Here is an 18,489-nt window from a genome sequence, read left to right on the forward strand (position 1 = left end):
TGGCGTCCGTGGTCCTTTGCGTATACTGCGCAGATGTTTTCCCCAACGGCTTTGCGTCCGCGGTACGCCAAATGGCTGATCGCAACCGGACTCTTCCTGATGCTCGGTGGCTGTGTTGATAAACCCAACACGCTCGAGCGCGTAAAGGAGGATGGTGTGCTGCGGGTGGTTACCCGAAACAGCCCCGCCACCTACTTTCAGGATCGCAACGGTGAAACCGGCTTCGAATACGAGCTGGTGAAGCGCTTCGCCGACGATCTGGGGGTCGAATTGAAGATCGAGACCGCCGACAACCTCGACGACCTGTTCAACCAGGTGGGCAAGCCCAATGGCCCGGTGTTGGCGGCGGCCGGACTGGTCAGCAGCGAAGAGCGCAAGAAACAGGTGCGCTTCTCCCACTCCTATCTGGAAGTCACCCCGCAGGTCATTTATCGCAACGGCCAGTCGCGACCTACTGATGCCAAGGACCTGGTGGGCAAGAAAATCATGGTGCTCAAGGGCAGCACCCACGCCGGGCAATTGGCCGAGCTGAAAAAGAAATTTCCCGGCATCGAATACGAAGAGTCCGACCAGGTAGAAGTAGTCGATCTGTTGCGCATGGTTGACGAAGGCCAGATCGACCTGACCCTGGTCGACTCCAACGAAGTGGCGATGAACCAGGTGTATTTCACCAATATCCGGGTTGCCTTCGACCTGGGTGACGCCAGCAACCAAAGCTGGGCTGTCGCGCCAGGCGATGACAACAGCCTGCTCAACGAAATCAACGACTATCTGGACAAGGTTCAGAAAAACGGCACCCTGCAACGCCTGAAGGACCGTTACTACGGACACGTCGACGTGCTCGGCTACATGGGCGCCACCACCTTCGCCCAGCATTTGCAGCAACGTTTGCCCAAGTACGAAAAGCACTTCAAGGCCTATGCCAAAATCGAGAAAGTCGACTGGCGCCTGCTGGCGGCGGTCGGTTATCAGGAATCACTGTGGCAACCGGCTGTTACGTCCAAGACCGGCGTACGTGGCCTGATGATGCTGACCCAGAACACCGCTCAGGCCATGGGCGTGTCGAACCGCCTCGATCCGAAGCAGAGCATCATGGGCGGCGCCAAATACCTGGCTTACATGAAGGAGCAACTGGACGACTCGATCCAGGAACCGGACCGCACCTGGTTTGCCCTTGCGGCCTACAACGTTGGCAGCGGTCACCTCGATGACGCCCGCAAACTGGCGGCCAAGGAAGGGTTGAACCCGGACAAATGGCTGGACGTGAAGAAAATCCTGCCGCGCCTGTCGGAAAAGAAGTGGTACAGCAAGACCCGTTACGGCTACGCCCGTGGCGGCGAGCCGGTGCATTTCGTGGCGAACATCCGTCGCTACTACGACATCCTGACCTGGGTCACGCAGCCGCAGCTTGAAGGCGATCAGGTCGCCGAAGGCAAACTGCTCGTGCCGGGGATCGACAAGTCCAAACCGGCCCAAGAGCCAGCCCCACTCTGAATTTGATCGTTCCCATGCTCCGCGTGGGAATGCCGCCAGGGACGCTCCGCGTTCCGCTTCAAGAGCTGACGCAGAGCGTCAAGGTCAGCATTCCCACGCAGAGCGTGGGAACGAGAGGCGTAAGCCTATGCCTTGGGAGCAGCCGCCAGAATCAGCGCCTTCATCTCCGACACCGCCGATTTGAAGCCGACGAACAACGCATGGGCCACCAGCGCATGGCCGATATTCAGCTCGTTGATGCCCTTGATCGCCGCCACGGCTTCGACGTTGTGGTAATGCAGGCCATGGCCGGCGTTGACGATCAGCCCCTGGGCCAGGCCAAACGCCACGCCATCGGCCACACGCTTGAGCTCTTCAGCCACTTCGGTCGGCGTCTCGGCATCGGCATAACGCCCGGTGTGCAATTCGATCGCCGGGGCGCCAACGCGGCGCGAGGCTTCGATCTGGCGCTCGTCGGCATCGATGAACAGCGACACTTCAGCGCCGATCTTCGACAGACGCTCAACGGCCGCCTTGATCCGCTCCTCCTGCCCCGCTACGTCCAGACCGCCTTCGGTGGTCAGCTCCTGACGGGTTTCCGGCACCAGGCAAATGTGCGCCGGGCGGATACGCTCGGCGAACTGCATCATCTCTTCGGTGACGCCCATCTCGAAGTTCATGCGAGTTTGCAGCACGTCCTTGAGCAGCAGCACGTCGCGTTCCTGGATGTGCCGACGGTCTTCGCGCAGATGCACGGTGATGCCATCGGCGCCCGCCTCTTCCGCATCCAGTGCCGCCTTGACCGGGTCGGGGTAGCGAGTGCCCCGGGCCTGACGCAAGGTGGCAACGTGGTCGATGTTCACGCCAAGAAGAATGCGGGTGCTGGTGGTCACGGAAAGCGCTCCAGAAGAAGAGAAAGTTCGGTGCACAGCATACACGGGGAATTTACGGCTTTCGAAACAACTCGCGGGAAACCAGTGGTCGCCCGCCCAGATGCACGGCCAGCGCCTGACGCATCAGGCGTTTGGCTGCGGATAAAGCACCCGGCGCACTCCAGTCGGCCTCGGCCATGGCCAGCAGTTCAGCGCCATTGAACAACCCCGGTTGCAGCAGGTAGACCCGTTCCAGCCCGGCATCGACTTGCAGCCGATAGAGGCCGTCCGAAGCGATGGGCTCGCCATGGATGTCCGTGCTCAACGAGAAACCGTAACCGAGATCATCAAGCAAGCGCCATTCGAACGAACGCAGCAACGGCTCTAGCGGACGGCCTTCGGCCAGGGCCAGCAAGGTCGCGGCGTAGTGTTCGAAAACGCCGGGATGCGGGTCTTCGGCGGGCAGCAGACGAATCAGCAATTCATTGAGATAAAGGCCGCTGAACAGCGCTTCACCATTGAGCCAGGTGGAGACACCGGCACTCTCCATGCGCCCGACATTCTTCAGCTCGCCCCTGCCCCGGAACTCGACTTCCAGCGGCACGAACGGCCGCGCCAATGTCCCGGCCTTGCCCCGCGCACTGCGCAACACCGCCCGCAACCGACCTTGCGGCGTGAGGAAGTCGACCAACGCGCTGCTTTCGCGGTAGGCGCGGGAGTGCAAGACGTAGGCGGGTTGGGCGGGAGGCGGGCTGCTTGACATCAGTTTTCGAAACTCTGGAGATCCACTGTGGCGAGGGAGCTTGCTGCCGCTGGGCTGCGAAGCGGCCCCAAAACCGTGCACCTCAGTGTTTCAGGGAAAACACAATGGCAGGGATTACAACTGCTTCGCAGTCGAGCGGGAGCAAGCGCCCTCGCCACAGAGGCCCCGCTCCCACAGTCGCCCCGTGTTGATTTACAAGTCGCCGTAACCCAGCGAACGCAAAGCGCGCTCGTCATCGGACCAACCACCCTTCACCTTGACCCACAGGTTGAGCATGATCTTGGAGTCGAACAACAGCTCCATGTCCTTGCGCGCCTCGGTGCCGATACGCTTGATGCGCTCGCCCTTGTCGCCAATGATGATTTTCTTCTGGCCGTCACGTTCGACGAGGATCAAGGCATGGATGTGCAGAGTCTTGCCCTGCTGCTTGAACTCTTCGATTTCGACGGTGATCTGGTACGGCAGCTCGGCGCCCATCTGGCGCATGATTTTCTCGCGTACCAGTTCGGCGGCGAGGAAACGGCTGCTGCGGTCGGTGATCTGATCTTCCGGGAAGAAGTGATCGTTTTCCGGCAGGTGATCGGCGATCACGCGCTCCAGGGCATCAAGGTTATGACCGTGCTGGGCCGAGATAGGAATGATCTGAGCGTTCGGCAGCTGTTCCTGCAACCAGGACAGGTGCGGCATCAGCTCGGCCTTGTCTTCGATGCGGTCAGTCTTGTTCAGCGCCACGATCAGCGGGCCGGTGACGTACTGCACGCGCTCGAGGACCATCTGGTCTTCGTCGGTCCACTTGGTGCGGTCGACCACGAAGATCACCACGTCGACGTCTTTCAACGCCGCCGAAGCGGTCTTGTTCATGTAGCGGTTCAGGGCCTTCTCGCCACCCTTGTGCATGCCCGGGGTGTCGACGTAGATCGCTTGCACGTCACCTTCGGTCTTGATACCGAGCATGTTGTGGCGGGTGGTTTGCGGTTTGCGCGAAGTGATCGCCAGCTTCTGACCCAGGATGTGGTTCAGCAGCGTGGACTTGCCCACGTTGGGACGGCCGACGATGGCAACATAGCCACAGCGAGTTGCGTTTGTATCAGTCATTGCCATTCTCCACACCCAGGGCAATCAGTGCTGCGGCGGCCGCTACCTGTTCGGCAATACGACGACTCACACCCTGACCTCGGCTTTTTTCATTCAGTAAGATGATTTCGCATTCGACGAAGAACGTCCGGCAATGCGGTTCACCCTGGATATCCACCACTTCGTAACGCGGCAGTTCGCAACCACGGGACTGCAGGAACTCCTGCAGGCGGGTTTTCGGGTCTTTGTTGGTGTCGACCAGCGTCAGGCCTTCGAATTCTCCAGCCAGCCAGGCCAGCACGCGCTCGCGCGCCACTTCCATGCCGGCATCCAGATAGATCGCACCGATCAGTGCTTCCAGGGCATCGGCCAGAATCGATTCGCGACGGAATCCGCCACTCTTCAGCTCACCGGAACCCAGGCGCAGGTACTCGCCCAGATCGAAACCACGAGCCAGTACGGCCAGGGTCTCACCTTTCACCAAACGCGCGCGCAAACGCGACAATTGACCTTCGCGGGCCAGCGGGAAGCGATCGAACAGCGCTTCGCCTGCAACGAAATTGAGGATGGCATCACCGAGGAATTCCAGGCGCTCATTGTTGCGCCCGGCAAAGCTGCGATGAGTCAGGGCCAGGACCATCAGTTCCTGATCCTTGAAGGTGTAGCCGAGCTGACGCTCGAGACGGCTTAAGGAGACGCTCACGGTTTACCCACGCTGAGTTCGTGGTTGGATTCCACCGCCATCGCCGGAATTTGGCGCAGGCCTGGGACAATTAACGCTGTGTTCAAAAATAACGTCCTGAATATCATTGGCTTCATGCATCTGGCGCCGATTGTGCCGGTTCCAGAAATGCATTCGGCGCTGTGTTCAACAGCGCCGTGTTTGATTACTTGATCAGGCCAACCCGCGAGAAATTCGGCAGGTGACTGAGTTTGGGTTCCGGCCAGCTCATCCAGACTGCAAAGGCCTTGCCGACAATGTTCTTGTCGGGAACCATGCCCAGCAGATCCTTGGGAATGCTCGGATCATCCCAGTAGCGACTGTCGTTCGAGTTGTCGCGGTTGTCGCCCATCATGAAGTAGTGCCCGGCAGGCACCGTCCAGGAACGATCCGGTGCGGCGCGGTAGCGGCTCATTTCCTTGCGGATCAGGTGCTCGGCGATGCCGAGTTTTTCCTTGTAGAGCTCGGCACTGCCCAGCGTGCCCGGCTCGGAGCCGACCAATTGCTCGGCAATCGACTGGCCGTTGACGAACAAGCGCTTGTCGGCGGTGTAACGCACTACATCCCCCGGCAGGCCCACTACACGCTTGATGTAGTTGACGTTCGGATCGCTCGGATAGCGGAACACCATCACATCGCCGCGCTGCGGCTCGCCGACTTCGATGATTTTCTTGTCGATCACCGGCAGGCGGATCCCGTAGGAAAACTTGCTCACCAGAATGAAGTCGCCAACGTCCAGGGTCGGCTTCATCGAACCGGAAGGAATCTGGAACGGTTCCACCAGGAACGAACGCAGCACCAGCACGATGAACAACACCGGGAAGAACGACTTGCCGTATTCAACCAGCAGCGGTTCTTTGTTCAGCTTTTCGACAACCACCCTGTCCGGCTGGCTGACGCTGCCCTGATAGGAGGCAATGGCGGCACGCCGACGCGGCGCCAGGATCAACAGATCAAGCAACGCCAACAGGCCGCAGACGAACACGGCGATGACCAGCAACAGCGGGAAATTTAGTGACATAGGACCTAACTATCCAACCTGAGCACGGCAAGGAAGGCTTCTTGTGGAATTTCCACGTTACCGACCTGCTTCATGCGTTTTTTACCGGCCTTTTGCTTTTCCAGCAGCTTTTTCTTACGGCTGACGTCACCACCGTAGCATTTGGCCAATACGTTCTTTCTGAGCGCCTTGACGGTTGTCCGCGCCACAATCTGCCCGCCAATGGCGGCCTGGATTGCCACGTCGAACATCTGCCGCGGAATCAGTTCTTTCATCTTCTCGGTCAACTGGCGACCTTTGTAGTGCGCATTGTCACGGTGCACGATCAACGCCAGGGCATCGACCTTGTCGCCGTTGATCAGCACGTCCAGTTTCACCAGACTAGCCGATTGGTAACGATCGAAATGATAATCCAGCGAAGCATAGCCGCGGCTGGTGGATTTCAGGCGATCGAAGAAGTCCAGCACCACTTCGTTCATCGGCAGGTCGTAGGTCACTTGAACCTGGGTGCCGAGGAACAGCATGTCGACCTGCACGCCGCGTTTTTCGATGCACAGGGTAATGACGTTACCCAGGTGCTCTTGCGGCACAAGAATGTTGGCACGCACGATCGGCTCGCGCATGTCTTCGATCGAAGACAAGTCCGGCAGTTTCGACGGGTTATCGACGTAGATCGTCTCACCGGTCTTGAGCAGCAGCTCGAAGATTACTGTCGGTGCGGTGGTGATCAGGTCCAGGTCATACTCGCGCTCCAGGCGCTCCTGGATGATCTCCATGTGCAGCATGCCGAGGAAGCCGCAACGGAAGCCGAAGCCCAGGGCGTCGGAGCTTTCCGGGGTGTACTGCAGCGACGAGTCGTTCAGGGTGAGCTTTTGCAGCGCTTCGCGGAAATCTTCGAAGTCGTCGGAGCTGACCGGGAACAGACCGGCGTAGACCTGCGGCTGGATGCGCTTGAAACCTGGCAGTACGTCGACGTCCGGCGTCGAGCTCAAGGTCAGGGTATCGCCCACTGGCGCGCCGTGAATGTCCTTGATCCCGGCGATGATGAAGCCTACTTCGCCGGCCTTCAGGTCAACGGTAGCGGTGTGTTTCGGGTTGAATACGCCGACGCTGTCCACCAGGTGGATCTTGCCGGTGGACTTGACCAGAATCTTGTCGCCCTTCTTCACCCGGCCGTGACGCACACGCACCAGGGAGACAACGCCCAGGTAGTTGTCGAACCAGGAATCGATGATCAACGCTTGCAGCGGATCTTCGATGTTGCCGGTCGGCGCAGGAATGGTGGTGACCAGACGCTCAAGCACTTCATCGACGCCCAGACCGGTCTTGGCAGAGCAAGTGACCGCGTCGGTGGCATCAATGCCGATGATTTTTTCGATTTCTTCTTTGACACGGTCCGGATCGGCCTGTGGCAGGTCGATCTTGTTCAGCACCGGCATCACTTCCAGGCCCTGTTCGATGGCCGTGTAGCAGTTGGCAACCGACTGCGCTTCAACGCCTTGACCGGCATCGACCACCAGCAGTGCGCCTTCACAGGCTGCCAGCGAGCGGCTGACTTCGTAGGTGAAGTCAACGTGGCCCGGGGTATCAATGAAGTTCAGCTGATAGGTGATGCCATCGCGGGCTTTGTAATACAGAGTAACGCTGTGGGCCTTGATCGTGATCCCGCGCTCACGCTCAAGATCCATGGAATCCAGTACCTGGGCTTCCATTTCACGCTCGGCCAGGCCGCCGCACATCTGGATGAAGCGATCGGCCAGCGTCGACTTGCCATGGTCAATGTGGGCGATGATGGAGAAATTGCGGATATGACTCAAATCACTCACGGATCAACACTCAAAAAGGCTGCAGGCATAGCCCGCCGAAAAATAGCCGGGAATTGTACCTGATCCCCGGTGCAAGCGTCACGTTTGCAGGCCGGACGGCCTGTACAAAAACGCCCCGGTCTTGCGACAGGGGCGTTTTTTATCATCAGCGAGATCAGCAAGAGGCTGCCATCAACCGGCGCGACGCAACAGCCAGAGCCCGGCCAGGGCACAGACACTGGCCGGCACCAGCACCGCAAACAGCGGCGAGAAACCGAACACCAGGCTCGAAGGCCCCAGCAAATCCTGGGCGATGCGGAAGGTGAACCCCACCAGTACACCGGTGAACACTCGCTGACCGAGGGTCACCGAGCGCAATGGGCCGAAGATGAAAGAGATGGCCATCAATACCAGGGCGGCGGTGACCAGTGGCTGCAACACCTTGACCCAAAATGCCAGCCAGTAGCGACCATTGTTCAGGCCCTGGTCCGCCAGATAGTGGATGTAACCCCACAGGCCGGTGATCGACAGCGAGTCGGGCGCCATGACCACGGTGCTCAGCAGCTGCGGGCTCAACGCCACATCCCAGCGCTCGACCGGCGTACTGACCACTTCCGTGCTCTTTTCGTGGAACAGTGTGGTGGTGACGTCGCTCAGCTGCCAGTGATCCTTGTCGAACTCCGCACGCTTGGCGAAGCTGGAAGACAGCATGTGGCGCTGATCATCGAAGCGATAGCGGGTCACGCCATACAGCAAGCCGTTGGGCTGCACGGAGTTGACGTGAATGAACTCGTCACCCTGACGGTGCCACAGGCCATGCTTGGCACTCTGCGCATCGCCACTGCCCTGAGCCAGCGAACGGTTGGCCTGAGCGGTGCTTTCGGTTGCCGGCGCGACGTACTCGCCAATCAGCAGCCCCACCAGCATCAGTACCAGCATCGGCTTCATGACCGCCCAAACGATCCGCCCGATCGATACGCCAGCCGCGCGCATGATGGTCAGTTCACTGTTGCTGGCCAGGCTGCCGAGGCCGATCAGGCAGCCGATCAGTGCCGCCATCGGCAACATGTCATACAGACGCCGCGGCGCCGTCAGCAACACATAGCTGAGCACGTCGACCAGGGTGTAGGTATCGCTGACATCGCTCATCTCGTCAATGAACGCAAACAGGGTTGCCAGGCCAAGAATGATCCCCAATACCGCAAGGATCGCCATGAATACGCTGCTACCGATGTAGCGATCGAGCTTAACCACGGGCCACCTCCAGCGCGCTGCGGCGACTCGCCATCTTCAAGCGCAGAGGCTCCCAATAAAGCAGGCCCAGGCCAATGGCCAGGAATATCCCGTGCACCCACCACAAGCCCAGCGCAGGTGGAATCTTGCCCTTTTCGAGCGCGCCGCGAGCGGCAATCAGGATGGTCAGGTAAGCCATATACAGAAGAATCGCCGGCAACAACTTGAGGAAACGACCCTGGCGCGGATTGACCCGCGACAACGGCACCGCCATCAAGGTCACGATAAACACCAGCAATGGCAGGGACAGGCGCCATTGCAGTTCGGTACGGGAGCGAATGTCGTCACTGCCGAGCAACGAGGTGGTGGTCATCGCGTCGCGGTCGGTCACTTCGTCACTGACATCCGGCTTGGGCAGCAACACACCGTACTCGTCGTACTTGATCGCCCGGTAATCGGCCTGCCCTGGGTTACCGTCGTAGCGATAGCCATTGTCGAGAATCAGGTAACGGTTCCCGTCGGGGCGAATTTCCTGGCGGCCCTTCTCAGCCACCAGCACGGAGATCCCGCGATCCTTCTTGTCGGAACTGATGTTTTTCTGCGAAATGAAGACGCCGCCCAAGTTGATGCGGTCATCCGACAACTGTTCGGTGTAGGTCACCCGGGTGCCGTCACGCAGCGCCTGGAAACGGCCCGGCTCCAGGGTATCGAACTCGGTCAGGGCGTCCTGTTTGTTGAGCAACAGTTGAAACTGATTGGCACCCTGTGGCGCCAGGCTCAGGCTCAACCATGCCACGACCAGCGCCACCAGCGTGGCTGGAAACAGGGTCATGCGGAACAGGCGCTGCTGACTCATGCCGGTGGCCGAAAGCACGGTCATTTCACTCTCGAGGTACAGGCGACCGTAAGAGAGCAGAATCCCGAGGAACAGGCCCAATGGCAGGATCAGTTGAAGGAAGCCCGGCAGGCGAAAGCCCATGATCAGGAACAGCGACCCCGGATCCAGTTGACCCGAAGCGGCTTGGGCGAGGTATTTGATGAAGCGCCCACTCATGATGATGACCAGCAGCACGGCGCTGACGGCGCTCAAGGTCAACAGGACTTCGCGGGATAGATAACGGAAGACGATCAAACCAGACACTCCAGGGTTGTCAGGCTAAGGCGGCCAAACAAGCAAACATATCAGACAGCTCTAATGCAGAGCCGCCGAAAAAAAGATGGCGCATTATCCTGTGATTGATCGCGCCTGTCACTTCGCACCGCGCGAGCAGGCTGTCAAAGCGCTGAAGATCGTACAACCGAGGGTTGTCAGGCGCCGGTAGCGAGGTTCAAACTGCGGCCTTCGTCGCCGGTCACGACCGGCGCCTTTCTATTTATAGGCGAGCGACATACACACTTGTCGAGCGCTTGCGTGTTGACTATCAAATTCAGGGACCCGGACATGGAACTGGTTGTAAAAAGCGTTAACCCGGAAACGTTGAAGACCGCCACCCTGGTGGTTGCCGTCAGCGAAGGCCGCAAGCTCGGCGCCGTCGCCAAACAACTCGACGAACTCAGCGGTGGCGCCATCAGCGCCGTTCTGAAGCGCGGCGACCTGGCGGGCAAAGTTGGCCAAAGCCTGTTGCTGCACAGCCTGCCGAACCTCAAAGCCGAACGCGTGCTGCTGGTGGGCGTGGGCAAGGATGAAGAGCTGGGCGACCGTCCGTTCCGCAAAACCATCGCCGGCATCCTCAACACCCTCAAAGGCCTGGGCGGCAGCGACGCCGTGCTGGCCCTGGACGAAGTTGTGGTCAAGGGCCGCGACAGCTACGGCAAGACCCGTCTGCTGGCCGAAACCCTGGTGGACGGCGAATATCAGTTCGATCAGTTCAAGAGCCAGAAAGCCGAACCGCGTGCCCTGAAGAAAATCACCCTGCTGACCATCAAGGCCGCCCAGGCTGAAGTCCAGCGCGCCGTGACCCACGCCACCGCAATCGCCAACGGCATGGCCTTCACCCGTAACCTGGGCAACCTGCCACCGAACATCTGCCACCCGACCTTCCTCGGCGAGCAGGCGAAAAACCTCGGCAAGGAATTCAAGGATCTGAAAGTCGAAGTCCTCGACGAGAAGAAGATCAAGGCCCTGGGCATGGGTTCGTTCTACGCCGTAGGCCAGGGCAGCGCCCAGCCGCCACGCCTGATCGTCATGCAATACAACGGCGGCAAGAAATCCGAGAAGCCATATGCGCTGGTCGGTAAAGGCATCACCTTCGACACCGGCGGCATCAGCCTCAAGCCAGGTGCCGGCATGGATGAAATGAAGTACGACATGGGCGGCGCCGCCAGCGTGTTCGGCACCCTGCGTGCCGTGCTCGAACTGAAGCTGCCGATCAACCTGGTGTGCATCCTGGCGTGCGCCGAGAACATGCCGAGCGGCAACGCGTCGCGTCCGGGCGACATCGTCACCACCATGAGCGGCCAGACCGTGGAAATCCTCAACACCGACGCCGAAGGCCGTCTGGTGCTGTGCGATGCCCTGACCTACTCCGAGCGTTTCAAGCCGCAAGCGGTGATCGACATCGCCACCCTGACCGGCGCCTGCGTGGTTGCCCTGGGCTCCCATACCTCGGGCCTGCTGGGCAACAACGACGAATTGATCGGCCAACTGCTGAGCGCCGGCCAGGCTGCCGACGACCGCGCCTGGCAACTGCCGCTGTTCGATGAATACCAGGAACAACTGGACAGCCCGTTTGCCGACATCGCCAACATTGGCGGCCCGAAAGCCGGCACCATCACCGCGGCCTGCTTCCTGTCGCGCTTCACCAAGAACCTCAACTGGGCACACCTGGACATCGCCGGCACAGCCTGGACCAGCGGCGGCAAGGACAAGGGCGCCACTGGCCGCCCGGTTCCACTGCTGACCCAATACCTGCTGGATCGCGCCAAAGCCTGAAACCAATGAACCTGGGCGGCGTCGCTTCGGCTGACGCCGCCCCGGCTCAGGAACCGCAATGACCAAAGTCGACTTTTACATCCTGCCCAGTGCCGATCCTTCGGCACGCCTGGACTTCGCCTGCAAGCTCACCGAAAAAGCCTGGCGCATGGGCCACCGCGTCTACCTGCATTGCAGCGACGCCGCCCAGCGTGATGATCTCGATGCACGCCTGTGGGCCTTCAAGGGCGAAAGCTTTGTGCCCCACGGCCCTGCTGAAAGTGAATCGGACGGTTTGATTGTCCTGGGTCTGGGTGACGACTGCGGTCAGCATCAGGACCTGCTGGTCAACCTCGACCTGAAAGTCCCGGCCTTTGCCCAGCGCTTCGCCCGCGTGGCGGAAGTGGTGGTTGAAGATCCGACGATCAAAGCGGCCGCGCGGGAGAGTTTCCGTTTCTACCGCGAACAGGGCTATCCTCTGCAAGATCACCGTTTACAGCGACTCTGAGCATTCCGATGGACACTCCAAAACCGCTGCAAAAGTCCGCGCATCTGCTGGACGACCTTGAGTCGATCCGCCAATTGCTCGGCGATGACAACCTGCAACCACCGCTGCTGACCGACACGGTCGAGGACGGTGACCAGGAACAGATCCCAATGTTGTTCGACACCGTCAGCGAACCTGCGCCGACCATCGCACCGACACCTCCCCCCAGGCCCGCCGCTCAACCAGCGCCAAGTGCCGAGAAGAACGGCGATGCGCTGCTGTACCTCGACAGCGAACTGCGCGCCGCCGCGCAACTGATCATGCAAGACGTGATCGACGACTTCGCACCGCACATCGAAACCGAAATCAAACGACGCCTTAGCGCGCGGCTTGAGCGGTTGCTAAGCCAGTACAACGATTGATACTGAGCTGACACATGTTGCTTTCCTGTAGGAGCAAGGCTTGCCCGCGATGGCGTCCGTGAGATCGCTATCGCGGGCAAGCCATGCTCCTACAAGAGCGCCGCGCATCAGGTGCTGAGGTAACGCCCGATCAAGGCAATCCCGCTGGCCAGCACCAACCAGGTCACCAACCGCACGAACGCCTCGCGGGACAAGCGCTTGGTCAGCCGTCGGCCAATCCACAACCCCAGCGCCATTGCCGGTAGCAGACACAGCGCCAACACCAGCAATGGCAGTTCGGCATACACGCCTGCGACCGCAAACAGACTCAAGCGCACCACGGTGCTGCAACTGATCAGCGCGCTTTGCGTCGCCCGCGCTTCATCCTTGGGCAGCCGACTGTTCAGGTAGATCGCATACAAGAAACCGCCACTGCCAAACAACGCGCCGAACATCCCGCCCACTGTCCCCATCGGCGCCGCCCACGCGGCGGACAACTGTTCCGGTCGGACTTTTATCCACAGGCTGTAGACCGCGTAGGCGCTGATGAACACCCCCATCAGCAGCAGCAACAGATCGGATTTCAGGTTCAGCAGGAAAATCACCCCGAGGGTGCAGCCCAGCGCCATGCACGGCAGCAACCGCAGCAACTCCGGTTTCGCCACATCCCGTCGCGAGGGCAACAGGTTGCCGAACGCCGCGACAAAATCCAGCAACACCAACAGCGGCACGATTTTCGACAATGGCATGAACAGAATCAGAATCGGCCCGGCGACCAGCGCCGTACCGAAACCGGCGATGCCGAATACGATGTAGGCCAGGGCGATGCCCGCGCCGATGATCAACCAGTCCATGGCGCCGAATGGCCATTGGGTCAACAACTCAACCACGCTCATTCCCCTTGTCATCCTTGATTACCGCTGACGACTTTAACCCTGTGCGAGCCAACTCGCTGCCACAAAAAAACCTTCCACAACGGATTTATGCCGGATCATGGAGATTGCCCACCAAATGCCTTTAAACTGCGCCCCATGATTAAAGATCCCTTTGCAAGACTCGGCCTGGACCGCGAAGTCCTCACCGTCAGCCAGCTCAACGGCCGCGCGCGGGTGTTGCTCGAAGATGTGTTCAGCAACATCTGGGTCGAAGGCGAAATCTCCAACCTCGCCCGTCCTGCCTCCGGCCACGTCTACTTCACCCTCAAGGACAGCGGCGCCCAAGTGCGTTGCGCGCTGTTCCGGCAGAACGCCGCGCGAGTGCGCCAAGCGTTGAAGGACGGCCTGGCGGTCAAGGTGCGCGGCAAAGTTTCGTTGTTCGAAGGACGCGGCGATTACCAGCTGATACTCGACACCGTGGAGCCAGCGGGTGACGGCGCGCTGCGCCTGGCCTTCGATGCCTTGAAGGAAAAACTCAGCGCCGAAGGCTTGTTCAGTGCCGAACGTAAAGTGCCATTGCCGGCGCACCCGCAACGTATTGGCATCATCAGCTCGCCGACCGGAGCGGTGATCCGCGACATCATCAGCGTATTCCGCCGCCGTGCGCCGCAAGTGCAACTGACGCTGATTCCCACCGCCGTACAGGGCCGCGAAGCGACGGCACAGATTGTCCGCGCCCTGAAGCTGGCGGATGCCCGTGGCTTCGACGCGTTGATCCTGGCCCGGGGCGGTGGCTCGCTGGAAGACCTCTGGTGCTTTAACGAAGAAGCCGTGGCCCGCGCCGTGGATGCCTGCGTGACGCCCATTGTCAGCGCCGTTGGCCATGAAACCGACGTCTCGATCAGCGACTTCGTGGCCGACGTTCGCGCGCCGACGCCATCCGCCGCCGCCGAACTGCTGGCACCGGACTCCAGCGACCTGGTGCGCCGGGTCGAAAGCCTGCATCGCCGACTGGTGATGCGCATGCGCGACCGGCTGATGCGTGATCGATTGCGCCTGGAAGGCATCTCTCGCCGTCTGCGCCATCCGGGCGAACGCCTGCGTCAGCAAGCGCAACGCCTGGATGATCTGGACATGCGCATGCGTCGCGCGTTTGAACGCAGCCTCAACACCCGACGCGAGCGACTGATCCGCCTGGAAACCCGCCTCGCCGGGCAACATCCCGGCCGGCAACTGGCGATGCTGCGCCAACGCCTCGACAGCCTTGCCGAACGCCTGCCCCGCGCCATCCGCGAGGGTCTGAAAAGCCGCCGCTTGCAGTTACAAAGCCAGATGCAGACGTTGCACGTGGTCAGCCCTCTGGCGACCCTCGGCCGCGGCTACAGCATTTTGCTCGACGAACGCGGCAACGCGATCCGCAGCGCCAAGCAAACCCATACGGGTCAGCGCCTCAAGGCCAAGCTCGGTGAAGGTGAACTGCAAGTGCGGGTCGAAGACAATCACCTGACACCCGTCACCCTTTCTCTACTGGACTGATCCATGCCGCGTTTTTTTGCTTCGCTGCTGCTGTTGTGCCTGACCTTCAATGCCCATGCCGACAGCTACATCACGCGCCTGTTGAACAAACCGGTGCCAGGCGGCGTGGCCGTCGTCGACCTGGGAGTTGCGGCACAAGCACCGAAAGCCAGCTATCAGGGCAAACCGGTGTTGGTGGTCAAGGAGCAGAACAACTGGCTGGCCATCGTTGGCGTGCCGTTGACGGTCAAGCCGGGTGCCCAATCCATCAGCAGCGGCGGTCGCGACCTGAAATTCACTGTCGGCAACAAGAAATACCCGGAACAGCGCATCACCTTGAAAAACACCCAGCAGGTCAATCCGGACCCGGAGAATCTCAAGCGCATCGAGCGTGAACTCGCCGAGCAGATTGCCGCCTATCGCACCTTCAGCCCGAACACCCCAAGCAACCTGCTGCTGGATAAACCGGTCAACGGCCCGCTGTCGAGCAAGTTCGGCGTGCGCCGCTTCTTCAACGGTGAAGAACGCAATCCCCATTCCGGCCTGGATTTCGCGGTGGGCGCAGGCACACCGATCAAGACCCCGGCGGCGGGCAAGGTGATTTTGCTCGGCAATTACTTCTTCAACGGCAACACCGTGTTCGTCGATCACGGTCAGGGCTTCATCAGCATGTTCTGTCACATGTCGAAGATCGACGTGAAGGTCGGCCAGCAACTGGCTCGCGGCGCAGTGGTCGGCAAAGTCGGAGCGACTGGCCGCGCAACCGGGCCGCACATGCATTGGAATATCAGCCTGAATGATGCGCGGGTGGATCCAGCGATTTTCATTGGGGCATTTCAGCCTTAGTAATTTGTGCCGGATACGCCTCAATCCCTGTAGGAGCCAGCCTGCTGGCGAAAAACGCTTAGGCACCGCGACCATTCAGGCATGGCTCGTTATCGATGACGTCCATCGCGAGCAGGGCTCGCTCCTACAGGAGCTTTCAGCACCACAGGCGATTGCGCATCGACCAAACCTTGCGCAAACAAGCAAAAGAACAACGCGAATCAACGCAATATAATCTCGATAAAGATGCGCTAGCGAGGATTCCTCTCAATTTTTTTCGACCGCTTGCCATCCTTCACCCCCAAGGTTAGGGTTGAAGGCATGAAAACCTCTCACACCCTCATTCAGCTCCGCCAGCACCGCAGTTTGTGCCTCGTCAGCGCGCGACTGCCGGGCTGAATCGCGGCGCCTCGTCCCAAGCGTTACCCCAAGAACTTTTGATCCACCGGCAGGCCGCCTTTTTTCGGCCCACACAATAAGGATTTCCCGATGAGCATGCTCAAAGACCCGTCTTCGAAATACCGCGCGTTCCCGACCATCGACATTCCGGACCGCACCTGGCCGTCGAAGACCATCACCAGCGCGCCGATCTGGTGCAGCTCCGACCTGCGTGACGGTAACCAGTCGCTGATCGAACCGATGGACGCCGTCAAGAAGCTGCGCTTCTGGAAAACCCTGGTGCAAGTCGGTGTGAAAGAAATCGAAGCGTCGTTCCCGGCCGCCTCGCAAACCGACTTCGACTTCGTCCGCACCCTGATCGAAGGCAACCACATCCCGGACGACACCACCATCCAGGTGTTGACCCAGGGCCGTGAAGACCTGATCGAGCGCACGTTCGAATCTCTGCGTGGCGCGAAGAAAGCCATCGTTCACCTGTACAACGCGACCTCCCCTTCCTTCCGCCGCATTGTCTTCAATCAGGACAAGGACGGGATCAAGGAAATCGCCGTCAGCGCGGCCAAGCTGTTCGTCAAATACGCCGCCCAGCAGCCTGAAACCGAGTGGACATTCGAATACTCCCCGGAAACCTTCAGCGCTACCGAGCTGGAGTTCGCCAAGGAAGTCTGTGATGCGGTGATCGAGGTCTGGAACCCGACGCCTGAGCACAAGATGATCCTCAACCTGCCGGCCACCGTCGAATGCGCGACCCCGAACATCTATGCCGACCAGATCGAATGGTTCGGCCGTCACATCAACCGTCGTGACAGCGTGATCATCAGCCTGCACACCCACAACGACCGTGGTACTGGCGTAGCCGCCACCGAACTGGGCCTGATGGCTGGCGCCGACCGTGTCGAAGGGTGCCTGTTCGGCAACGGCGAGCGCACCGGTAACGTCGATCTCGTGACCGTGGCCCTGAACATGTACACCCAGGGTCTCGACCCTCAACTGGATTTCTCCGACATCGATGGCGTGCGCAAAGTCGTCGAAGAGTGCAACCAGATCCAGGTACACCCGCGTCATCCGTACGTTGGCGACCTTGTGCACACCGCGTTCTCCGGTTCGCACCAGGATGCAATCCGCAAGGGCTTCGCCCAGCAGAAATCCGATGCATTGTGGGAAGTGCCATACCTGCCGATCGACCCGGCCGATATCGGTCGCAGCTACGAGGCGGTGATCCGCGTCAACAGCCAGTCGGGCAAGGGCGGCATCGCCTACTTGCTGGAGCAGGAATACGGCATCAGCCTGCCGCGTCGCATGCAAATCGAGTTCAGCCAGGTGGTGCAGCGTGAAACCGACCGCTTGGGCCTGGAAATGACTGCCCAGCAGATCCACGCCCTGCTGCACAGCGAGTACCTGCAAGCCAACACCCCGTACGCGCTGGTCAGCCATCGCCTGCAGGAAGAAAACGGCAACAGCGCCGTCGAAGTGGAAGTGGCCAGCAAAGGTCAGGGTGAAACCAACCTGCACTGGCGCGGCAAGGGCAACGGCGCGCTGGAAGCGTTGGTGGCCGGCCTGCCGATTCCTGTGGAAATCATGGACTACAACGAACACGCCATCGGCGCGGGCACCAATGCCAAGGCGGCGGCCTACATCGAACTGCGTGTAAACGGTGAACGTGCGGTGCACGGCGTGGGTATCGATGAGAACATCACCACCGCCAGCTTCAAGGCACTGTTCAGCGCGCTGAACCGTTCGCTGAGCCAGCCGGAAGCGAAAGCGGCGTAAACCTTCGCTGCAATGCAAAAGGCCCCGGGGTGTGAACCTCGGGGCCTTTTTTTGTCTGCTTGTTTGTTGATCGTTCCCCCGCTCTGCGTGGGAATGCCTCAAGGGACGCTTCGCGCTCCAGCTGCGGAGATGGGACGCAGAGCGTCCCGGGCTGCGTTCCCACGCGGAGCGTGGGTACGATCGAAAGGTACCGGGGGTTGTTGATCGTTCCCACGCTCTGCGTGGGAATGCCTCAAGGGACGCTTCGCGCTCCAGCTGCGGAGATGGGACGCAGAGCGTCCCGGGCTGCGTTCCCACGCGGAGCGTGGGTACGATCGAAAGGTACCGGGGGTTGTTGATCGTTCCCACGCTCTGCGTGGGAATGC

At 60.3% G+C, this 18,489-nt stretch carries 16 protein-coding genes; 7 read left to right on the forward strand and 9 right to left on the reverse strand.

All coding sequences use genetic code 11. The features are described from left to right. The first annotated feature begins 33 nt into the window (after positions 1-33). Positions 34-1,494 carry a membrane-bound lytic murein transglycosylase MltF gene (gene mltF, locus D8U73_RS22095; protein WP_130905806.1) on the forward strand — a complete coding sequence of 487 codons (1,461 nt, stop codon included), beginning with the start codon at positions 34-36 and terminating at the stop codon, positions 1,492-1,494. Positions 1,495-1,619: 125 nt separating this feature from the next. Here mltF and pdxJ read toward each other — a convergent pair whose 3' ends face one another. The 8 genes from pdxJ to lptF all read right to left on the reverse strand — a co-directional run bounded on the left by pdxJ (position 1,620) and on the right by lptF (position 10,073). Further along, positions 1,620-2,366, reverse strand: a complete 747-nt coding sequence (gene pdxJ, locus D8U73_RS22100; RefSeq protein WP_130905807.1) for a pyridoxine 5'-phosphate synthase — start codon at positions 2,364-2,366, stop codon at positions 1,620-1,622. Positions 2,367-2,418: 52 nt separating this feature from the next. Beyond that, a complete protein-coding gene (gene recO / locus D8U73_RS22105) occupies positions 2,419-3,108 on the reverse strand; it encodes a DNA repair protein RecO (protein ID WP_130905808.1) in 690 nt (229 codons plus the stop codon). Positions 3,109-3,300: 192 nt separating this feature from the next. Continuing rightward, complete coding sequence (gene era, locus D8U73_RS22110; RefSeq protein WP_008056597.1) at positions 3,301-4,203, reverse strand: GTPase Era; 903 nt, start codon at positions 4,201-4,203, stop codon at positions 3,301-3,303. Continuing rightward, positions 4,196-4,885: a ribonuclease III gene (gene rnc, locus D8U73_RS22115; protein WP_018927089.1), complete on the reverse strand. Its 690-nt coding sequence runs from the start codon at positions 4,883-4,885 to the stop codon at positions 4,196-4,198. The genes era and rnc overlap by 8 nt, the downstream gene beginning before the upstream one ends. Positions 4,886-5,069: 184 nt before the next feature. Then, positions 5,070-5,924: a signal peptidase I gene (gene lepB, locus D8U73_RS22120; RefSeq protein ID WP_056855182.1), complete on the reverse strand. Its 855-nt coding sequence runs from the start codon at positions 5,922-5,924 to the stop codon at positions 5,070-5,072. Positions 5,925-5,929: 5 nt separating this feature from the next. Continuing rightward, positions 5,930-7,729 carry a translation elongation factor 4 gene (lepA, locus tag D8U73_RS22125; RefSeq protein ID WP_056855181.1) on the reverse strand — a complete coding sequence of 600 codons (1,800 nt, stop codon included), beginning with the start codon at positions 7,727-7,729 and terminating at the stop codon, positions 5,930-5,932. A 171-nt stretch (positions 7,730-7,900) separates the two neighbouring features. Further along, positions 7,901-8,962, reverse strand: a complete 1,062-nt coding sequence (gene lptG / locus D8U73_RS22130) for an LPS export ABC transporter permease LptG (protein ID WP_056855180.1) — start codon at positions 8,960-8,962, stop codon at positions 7,901-7,903. Beyond that, positions 8,955-10,073 (reverse strand): LPS export ABC transporter permease LptF, encoded by a 1,119-nt coding sequence (gene lptF, locus D8U73_RS22135; RefSeq protein ID WP_056855179.1) that lies wholly within the window; start codon positions 10,071-10,073, stop codon positions 8,955-8,957. Before lptF ends, lptG begins: the two co-directional genes overlap by 8 nt. Before the next feature lie 309 nt (positions 10,074-10,382). Between lptF and D8U73_RS22140 the strand changes: the two genes are divergently transcribed. The 3 genes from D8U73_RS22140 to D8U73_RS22150 are packed head-to-tail and all read left to right on the forward strand — an operon-like array spanning position 10,383 to position 12,761. Further along, positions 10,383-11,873 carry a leucyl aminopeptidase gene (locus D8U73_RS22140; RefSeq protein WP_056855178.1) on the forward strand — a complete coding sequence of 497 codons (1,491 nt, stop codon included), beginning with the start codon at positions 10,383-10,385 and terminating at the stop codon, positions 11,871-11,873. 58 nt (positions 11,874-11,931) lie between these two features. Beyond that, positions 11,932-12,360: a DNA polymerase III subunit chi gene (locus tag D8U73_RS22145; protein WP_056855177.1), complete on the forward strand. Its 429-nt coding sequence runs from the start codon at positions 11,932-11,934 to the stop codon at positions 12,358-12,360. A gap of 8 nt (positions 12,361-12,368) precedes the next feature. Continuing rightward, positions 12,369-12,761 (forward strand): hypothetical protein, encoded by a 393-nt coding sequence (locus D8U73_RS22150; protein WP_056855176.1) that lies wholly within the window; start codon positions 12,369-12,371, stop codon positions 12,759-12,761. A gap of 107 nt (positions 12,762-12,868) precedes the next feature. Here D8U73_RS22150 and D8U73_RS22155 read toward each other — a convergent pair whose 3' ends face one another. After that, a complete protein-coding gene (locus D8U73_RS22155) occupies positions 12,869-13,636 on the reverse strand; it encodes a sulfite exporter TauE/SafE family protein (protein ID WP_130905809.1) in 768 nt (255 codons plus the stop codon). A 135-nt stretch (positions 13,637-13,771) separates the two neighbouring features. Here D8U73_RS22155 and xseA point away from each other — a divergent pair, with 135 nt between their 5' ends. The 3 genes from xseA (at position 13,772) to leuA (ending at position 18,124) form a co-directional block, all read left to right on the forward strand. Next, complete coding sequence (gene xseA, locus D8U73_RS22160; RefSeq protein WP_056855174.1) at positions 13,772-15,151, forward strand: exodeoxyribonuclease VII large subunit; 1,380 nt, start codon at positions 13,772-13,774, stop codon at positions 15,149-15,151. Between the two features lie 3 nt (positions 15,152-15,154). Then, a complete protein-coding gene (locus D8U73_RS22165; RefSeq protein WP_056855173.1) occupies positions 15,155-15,976 on the forward strand; it encodes a peptidoglycan DD-metalloendopeptidase family protein in 822 nt (273 codons plus the stop codon). 468 nt (positions 15,977-16,444) lie between these two features. After that, positions 16,445-18,124, forward strand: a complete 1,680-nt coding sequence (gene leuA, locus D8U73_RS22170; protein ID WP_056855172.1) for a 2-isopropylmalate synthase — start codon at positions 16,445-16,447, stop codon at positions 18,122-18,124. Positions 18,125-18,489 lie beyond the last annotated feature (365 nt).

This window comes from Pseudomonas sp. Sample_22 (assembly GCF_004307635.1).
In the GTDB taxonomy this organism is placed as follows: Bacteria; Pseudomonadota; Gammaproteobacteria; order Pseudomonadales; family Pseudomonadaceae; genus Aquipseudomonas.

Coding starts and splice junctions, on each gene's coding strand:
- mltF (WP_130905806.1), top strand. CDS start 34: ATGTTTTCCCCAACGGCTTTGCGTCCGCGGTACGCCAAATGGCTGATC.
- recO (WP_130905808.1), bottom strand. CDS start 3,108: ATGTCAAGCAGCCCGCCTCCCGCCCAACCCGCCTACGTCTTGCACTCC.
- era (WP_008056597.1), bottom strand. CDS start 4,203: ATGACTGATACAAACGCAACTCGCTGTGGCTATGTTGCCATCGTCGGC.
- lepB (WP_056855182.1), bottom strand. CDS start 5,924: ATGTCACTAAATTTCCCGCTGTTGCTGGTCATCGCCGTGTTCGTCTGC.
- D8U73_RS22140 (WP_056855178.1), top strand. CDS start 10,383: ATGGAACTGGTTGTAAAAAGCGTTAACCCGGAAACGTTGAAGACCGCC.
- D8U73_RS22145 (WP_056855177.1), top strand. CDS start 11,932: ATGACCAAAGTCGACTTTTACATCCTGCCCAGTGCCGATCCTTCGGCA.
- D8U73_RS22150 (WP_056855176.1), top strand. CDS start 12,369: ATGGACACTCCAAAACCGCTGCAAAAGTCCGCGCATCTGCTGGACGAC.
- D8U73_RS22155 (WP_130905809.1), bottom strand. CDS start 13,636: ATGAGCGTGGTTGAGTTGTTGACCCAATGGCCATTCGGCGCCATGGAC.
- xseA (WP_056855174.1), top strand. CDS start 13,772: ATGATTAAAGATCCCTTTGCAAGACTCGGCCTGGACCGCGAAGTCCTC.
- D8U73_RS22165 (WP_056855173.1), top strand. CDS start 15,155: ATGCCGCGTTTTTTTGCTTCGCTGCTGCTGTTGTGCCTGACCTTCAAT.
- leuA (WP_056855172.1), top strand. CDS start 16,445: ATGAGCATGCTCAAAGACCCGTCTTCGAAATACCGCGCGTTCCCGACC.